General features: G+C 72.9%; 8 protein-coding genes. 3 read left to right on the forward strand and 5 right to left on the reverse strand.

Annotated features, from left to right (window positions below; genetic code table 11):
* The first annotated feature begins 4 nt into the window (after positions 1 to 4).
* Positions 5 to 769, forward strand: coding sequence for a sirohydrochlorin chelatase (locus ACF1CT_RS10875; protein WP_391783482.1), 765 nt, complete (start codon positions 5 to 7; stop codon positions 767 to 769).
* 156 nt (positions 770 to 925) lie between these two features.
* On the opposite strand, the gene ACF1CT_RS10880 is transcribed toward ACF1CT_RS10875, so the two are convergent.
* From ACF1CT_RS10880 to ACF1CT_RS10890, 3 genes are all read right to left on the reverse strand, one after another.
* Positions 926 to 1,510, reverse strand: a complete 585-nt coding sequence (locus ACF1CT_RS10880; RefSeq protein WP_391783483.1) for a TIGR03086 family metal-binding protein — start codon at positions 1,508 to 1,510, stop codon at positions 926 to 928.
* A gap of 119 nt (positions 1,511 to 1,629) precedes the next feature.
* Positions 1,630 to 2,265 carry a TetR/AcrR family transcriptional regulator gene (locus tag ACF1CT_RS10885; RefSeq protein WP_391783484.1) on the reverse strand — a complete coding sequence of 212 codons (636 nt, stop codon included), beginning with the start codon at positions 2,263 to 2,265 and terminating at the stop codon, positions 1,630 to 1,632.
* Between the two features lie 4 nt (positions 2,266 to 2,269).
* Positions 2,270 to 2,632, reverse strand: a complete 363-nt coding sequence (locus ACF1CT_RS10890; RefSeq protein WP_391783485.1) for a hypothetical protein — start codon at positions 2,630 to 2,632, stop codon at positions 2,270 to 2,272.
* 314 nt (positions 2,633 to 2,946) lie between these two features.
* Between ACF1CT_RS10890 and ACF1CT_RS10895 the strand changes: the two genes are divergently transcribed.
* Together ACF1CT_RS10895 and ACF1CT_RS10900 are read left to right on the forward strand one after the other, a co-directional pair.
* Positions 2,947 to 3,825, forward strand: coding sequence for an aldo/keto reductase (locus tag ACF1CT_RS10895; protein WP_391783701.1), 879 nt, complete (start codon positions 2,947 to 2,949; stop codon positions 3,823 to 3,825).
* A 33-nt stretch (positions 3,826 to 3,858) separates the two neighbouring features.
* Positions 3,859 to 4,710, forward strand: coding sequence for an ABC transporter ATP-binding protein (locus ACF1CT_RS10900; protein ID WP_391783486.1), 852 nt, complete (start codon positions 3,859 to 3,861; stop codon positions 4,708 to 4,710).
* Between the two features lie 110 nt (positions 4,711 to 4,820).
* Here the strand turns inward: ACF1CT_RS10900 and ACF1CT_RS10905 are convergent, their stop codons facing one another.
* Positions 4,821 to 5,219, reverse strand: a complete 399-nt coding sequence (locus ACF1CT_RS10905) for a DUF4440 domain-containing protein (protein ID WP_391783487.1) — start codon at positions 5,217 to 5,219, stop codon at positions 4,821 to 4,823.
* The gene (locus ACF1CT_RS10910; protein ID WP_391783488.1) at positions 5,216 to 5,791 is read right to left on the reverse strand and encodes a DUF1697 domain-containing protein; all 576 of its coding nucleotides are present in this window, start codon (positions 5,789 to 5,791) and stop codon (positions 5,216 to 5,218) included. Before ACF1CT_RS10910 ends, ACF1CT_RS10905 begins: the two co-directional genes overlap by 4 nt.
* Positions 5,792 to 6,193: the final 402 nt, after the last annotated feature.

Below are 6,193 nucleotides of genomic sequence, written 5' to 3' on the forward strand. Positions count from 1 at the left end.
AGCCATGTCCGCCCCCGTCCTCCTCGTCATCGCCCACGGCAGCCGCGATCCGCGGCACGCGGCGACCGTGCACGCGCTCACCGCGCGAGCGCGTGCGCTGCGGCCCGGGCTGCGTGTGGCGACCGGCTTCCTCGACTTCAACGCCCCTTCCGTACCGAGGGTGTTGGAGCGTCTTGCGGCACAGGGCGCCGAGGACGTCGTCGCGCTGCCGCTGCTGCTCACCCGGGCCTTCCACGCCAAGTCGGACATCCCGGCGGTGCTGCGCGAGGCCCGGACCCGACTGCCCCGCCTGCGCATCCGCCGGGCGGGGGTACTCGGCCCGTCCCCGTTGCTGAACGCGGCGCTGGAACGACGCCTGTACGAGGCCGGCGTCCGCCCCGGCGACCGGGCGTCGACCGGTCTCGTACTGGCCTCGGCGGGCTCCACGGACCCGGAGGCGATCGCAGTGATCGCTGAAATCGCGCGGGAGCTGCGGCACACCGGTTGGTGCGCCGTGCGGCCTGCGTTCGCCTCCGCCTCTTCTCCCGCAGGGTTCCCCCGCACCGCGGACGCGGTGCGGGCCCTGCGGGCCGAGGGGGTGCGTCGGGTGGCGGTGGCCCCCTACGTGATCGCCCCCGGCCGGCTCCCCGACCGGATCGCCGCGGGCGCGGCCGGGGCGGACGTGCTGGCCGGTGTGCTCGGCGCGTCACCGGAGCTGGCGCGGCTGCTGCTGGACCGGTACGACGAGGCCCGCGTCCCGACGGCACGCACGGCCCCGCTCAGCGCCTGACCGGGGCCGCCCCGGCCTCCCGTCCCCGTCCCTCTCCCCCTCGGCAGACGTCCGGGCTTCCCCGTTTCCGGGCCCCGGGCGCCGTCCTCGGCACCCGGTCCTCCGCGCACCGCCCACCGCCGGACCTGGTGCGACGGGCACTGCGCGGCGGGGCTGTCAGCCGCTGGTCCACCGGGGGTCGCGTCCGCTGTGCGCCAGAGCCCGTTCGAGCACGGAGGCCGGCGCGGGCAGCGCCACCTCGTCGGCGAAGCCGCCGTAGGACCGGTAGAGCGCGGCGTTCGCGTCCACCACGTCGAGGAGGTAGCCGGCCGCGGCGTCGGAGAGCCGGAACTCCTGACCGGTGGCGCGGGCCACGTCCCAGGTGTGCAGGGCGGTCTCCTCGATGAGCATCGCCGCGGTGTCCGCGGCGGGGACGGTCGAACCTCCGAGGTCGATCTCCCCGTCCCACGCGGCCGGGTCCGACCAGGCGGCGACGGCGCGGTCCAACTGCTCCGCGTACCGCCGCGCCCAGTCGGGGTCGGCGGTGAAGTCGCGGGCGATGAGCTCGTCGGAGAGGTCCTCGCGCCGGGCGCGGCTCTCCAGCCCGTGCGAGGTGTAGAGCACCCAGTGGTTGACGAGTTCGCGCAGCCCCCAGTCGCCGCAGGGGGTGCTGGGTTCGTCGAGTTGTTCGGCGCGGACGGAGCGGGCGACTCGGGCCGCCTCGGCCGCGACTTCGGTCATGTGAGCGTGCTCGTTCTTCATGCTCCCGAGGTTAGGACCGGTCCCCCGTGCCCGGATTGAAGAAAGGCGACAGCGGTCCGGGAGGCATGGCGTCCGTACGGGGGCGAGCCGGTCCGGAGGAACGGCGAGGTGTCGTCCAGTCAGCTTCGCTGGATGCCGACGAGGAGGATGTCCGCGAGTTTGTCGGCGTAGTCGTCGGGGTCGATGTGGGGGTGCTGGGTTCCGAGGTGTGCGAGCATCATGTCGATCGCGCCCTGGTAGGTGATGGCCATCACGCGGGTGTCGAAGTCACGCAGTGTTCCCTCGGTTTGGCCGCGCCGGAACAGCGATTCCTGTGCTTGGTAGGTCTCTTCGTAGTCCTCGGGTGTCAGGCGCGGCGTGCCGTCGGGGTGACGCAGGTTGTGGGTGATGCGGTTGAGCGCGGTGAGTTCTCCGCGATGGGTGACGGTCAAGGCCGCGACGCGGCGCAGGGCTGCGCGGATGATGTCCGGGACGGGCTCGGTCAGGTCGAGCGAGTTCGCGATGCGGTCGCGGATGGTGGTCATCGCGGCCTTGGCCGTGGACTCCATCAGGTCGTCCTTGTCGGCGAAGTAGTGCCAGATCAGCCCCTTGGAGACGCCGGCCCGCTCGGCTACGCGCGTCAACGACAGGCCGTCGTAGCCGCAGTCGGCGAGTTCCTCCACGGCCGCGGTCATGATTTGAGCCCGGCGCCGGTTCTCGTCGAGTCGCCGCCGACGCGTGCCCGGCCCTGTGGTGCGCGAGGAAGAAGTAGCCATGCCGTCACTGTGGACCGTCGGACCGGTCTTTGGCGAACGTCCGGCGGCTGCGGCCGACCCGGACCGACAGGACCGCGAGGATCAGCATCATCGCGGCGATGGCGAGCATCTCCACGCGCATCCATGGAGGGAAGACACCGGGCAGCGCGGCCTCGACGAGGTTCACCACCAGCAGGACGCACCCGATGACGGTGAGTGCGCGAAGACCGGAGGCACTCCCCCTGAGCGCGGCGCGCGTCCGCAGGGGCAGCACGATCGCGAACACGGCGACGATCACCGCGTGCCCCCATGCCTCCGAGGTCGCCAGACGTGGCGCCGTCGCCGCCATGACGGCCAACGCCGCCGGTGTGCCCAAAGCCACTGCCACGTAGGCGGCTACCAGTCGCCTTACCCTCGCGAGCGATAAGGACACGGGTGATGCCGGCTCGCGCTCGCCTCCCACCATGCTATTGACCATGCGGTCAACACTATCCGACTTGACCGCATGGTCAATAGGGGAGGATGCGGGCGATCGGCCCGGGACGGAGGAGGGAGCCGGCGCGAATGGGGCCTCGCCTGTGCGAGCGGGGCCGGGAACATGGGGAACCTCGTGACCGACGACAACGCGGGAGGCTGAGTCGCGGGGCCTCGCGGGCCCGCCCCCTCTCGCTCCCCGGCTCGTAGCATTGGGCGATGTCCTCCATGTCTCACTCGCATTCCCCCGCCCTCGTCCCCGCCGACGTCTTCCTGCTCGGCGGCGACCTTCCCGTGCGGCGTCTCGGCTACGGGACCGCGCAGCTCACCGGCCCCGGCTACTGGGGGCCGCGTGGTGACCGGGCGGACGCGGTGGCGGTGCTGCGCGCGGCCGTCGAGCAGGGCGTCACACTGATCGACACCGCCGACAACTACGGCCCCGGCCTGGCCGAGGAGCTGGTGGCCGAGGCCCTGCGCCCCTACCGGGACGATCTGGTGATCGCGACGAAGGGCGGGGTGGTGCGCACGAGCGACAGCGCCTGGCACGTCGCCGGCCGGCCGGAACGGCTGCGGGCGATGTGCGAGGCGAGTCTGCGTCGGCTGCGGACGGACCGGATCGATCTGTACCAGCTGCACCGGCTGGATCCGGACGTACCCATGGCCGACCAGCTGGGTGCCCTGGATGACCTGAGGCGGGAGGGTAAGATCCGGTACATCGGTCTGGACACCCTCAGCGCCGACCAGTTGGAGCAGGCTCTCTCCCTGACCGGGATCGCCTCGGTGCAGAACCGCTTCAATCTCCTCGACCGTTCGTCGGACGCCGTGCTGAGGATGTGCGAGGCCCGTGGTCTCGCCTTTCTGCCCTGGTTCCCGCTGGCGAACGGTGCGCTGACCGGCGAGGCGGCGGCATCGCTGACCGATGTCGCCGACCGTCACGGTGCCACCCGTGGGCAGATCGCCCTCGCCTGGCTGCTGCACCGGTCCTCCGTTGTGTGCCCCACCCCCGGCACCGGTTCGCCCCGCCATCTCTCGGAGAACCTGGGAGCGCGGGAGATCCGGTTGTCCGCCGAGGACCTGGACCGGCTGGAGGGGCTCGCGTCCGCCTGAAGGACTTTCCCGCACGAAGGAGTTGAACCGCACGTGTCCACGCACACCACTGCTCCCGTTCCCGCCCCTGCCGACGCGCCCGATCCCCTTGCCGCGCCGGTGATCCGGGCCGTGGACGTCTCGTTGGTACGGGATGGCAACGTCCTGCTCGACTCCGTGTCGCTGACCGTGCGCGGCGGGGAGCACTGGGCCCTGCTCGGAGCCAACGGAGCGGGCAAGAGCACGTTGCTGGGCCTGCTCGGCGCGGTCAGCCATCCCACCCGGGGCACGGTCGAGGTGCTCGGGCGCACACTGGGCCGGGTCGATCTGCGGGAGTTGCGTTCGATGCTCGGGCACATCAATCCGCGCCACCCGTTGCGTTCGCCGCTGTCGGTGCGCGAGGTGGTGCTGACCGGACTGACCAACTCGGTCGAGCCGGTGCCGCGCTGGTCGCCGACCGAGGAGCAGCGGGACCGGGCGGACGCGTTGCTGAAGACCCTGGGCATGGGAGGGAAGACGGCGTCGCGCTGGCCCGCGCTGTCGCAGGGCGAGCGGGGGCGGACGCTGATCGCCCGCGCGCTGATGCCGGAACCTCGTCTGTTGTTGCTCGACGAGCCCGCCACCGGCCTGGACCTGGCGGCCCGCGAACAGTTGCTGGACAGCCTGGACTCCTTGCGCGAGGAGCATCCGGGGCTGGCGACCGTGCTGGTCACCCACCATTTGGAGGAGTTGCCGGCCTCCACCACGCACGCGATGCTGCTGCGCGGTGGGCGGTGCCTGGCGTCGGGCCCCGCCGACGGGGTGCTGACCACCGACCGGGTGAGCGACTGCTTCGGGCATCCGGTGGCGATCTCCCGCACGGACGGCCGCTGGACGGCTCGGGCGCGACGGGGCGCCCACCACTGAGTACGGCGTCCCCACCGTCGAGTGGGCTTCCACCGCAAGCCGCCGAACGGGCCCGGCGCCGTCGAACGGGCCCCGATGCGCCCGGGCGGGTCTCTCGCCGCCCGGCGGGTTCAGTCGTCGGCGGCGGGAGCGCCGGACGCGTCGGTGGGGGCGAACGCCGTCGCCTGGTGGAAGTAGAGCGCCCACCCCGTGCCGGTGAGCAGCCACAGCGAGCTGCGGTGGGCGAGGTGCCCCTTCCGTTCGGTGTCGTAGGTGAGGTGGACCAGTTCGCCGTCCAGTTGGGTCCCCCGCATCAGGGACGCGGTCTGGGGGCCGGGGCGCGGGGCGTCCTCGCCCGTGAGCGAGGCGATCATCGCGTCGCGGTTCCAGACCCGGCCGGCGGAGTCGATCTCCCGGTAGTCCGGGTGCAGCAGGCTGCCGAGGACATCGGGACAGGCGCGCACCGCGGGGTCCAGGAGGCGCAGCTCGCCCTCCACCGCCGCGGCCACCGCGGGGGACGGTTCGGTCATGCGTCGGCTCCGCGGTGCGCGGCCGGGGTCCGGGTCGTCATCTCCACCAGTTTGCGCACGGTGTTCCAGTTGCGGGAGGTGGCGACGACGTCCCCCGTGAGGGAGGGGCGCGACAGGGCGCCGGCGAGTTTGGACCGTCCCAGCCCGTCGGGGGCGTAGAGGTAGAGGGCCCGGTCGCCGAGCCGGAACTCCTCGGGGAGGAAGGACGCCGGGTCGATCCGGTCGAAGCGCGTCGGGTCGACCGGCTGTCCGAAGTAGGTGATGTGCAGGTGTCCGCCCGCGAGTTCGGCCGCCGGGAACGGGCACGCCCCGGCGACCGCGGCGAGGTAGGAACCGTCCCGGACCAGGCAGGGTACGGGGAAACCGAATCGCTTTTCGATCGCCCGCTCCAGTTCGGCGGCGAGCGCGTCCGCGTCGTCCGACGGGCTGCTGAAGACGGCGTTGCCGCTCTGCAGGTGCGTTCGGACGTCCCCGTGACCCAGTTCGGTGAGCAGCGTGCGGAGTTCGGCCATCGGTACCCGTTTGTGGCCGCTCACGTTGATTCCGCGCAGCAGCGCCGCGTACATCGTCATGCGCCCACCCTAACGACCTGGGGCGCGATAGAGGGTGGACCGGCGAGCGGCGTCATGCGGCTTCGCGTCCGGGGCGGAGGAGGGGGTGGGGGCGCGGGGGCCTCCCCTGTTCGAGCGGGGCCGAGACGGTGGGGAACCCCGCGGCCGACGACGGCGCGGGAGGCGGAGTCGCGGGGCGTCGGGAGCCCGCCCCTGCCTTGCTCCCCAGGTCGTGAGGGGTGCCCCGCACGCGCGGATGCGGCCGCCGCGCCCCGTGGGGGAGGGCACGGCGGCCGCGGTCCCGGGGCGGGGCCCGGGGGGCCGCCCCCCCGGCCCGCCCCGGGGGGCCAAAACCCAAAACTGATCCCGCTGTTTGGGGTGGGCCCCGGGGGGGGGGCGGAGACGGCCGGGGGGGGCCCCCCC

The organism is Streptomyces sp. NPDC014734 (genome assembly GCF_043083325.1).
In the GTDB taxonomy this organism is placed as follows: Bacteria; Actinomycetota; Actinomycetes; order Streptomycetales; family Streptomycetaceae; genus Streptomyces.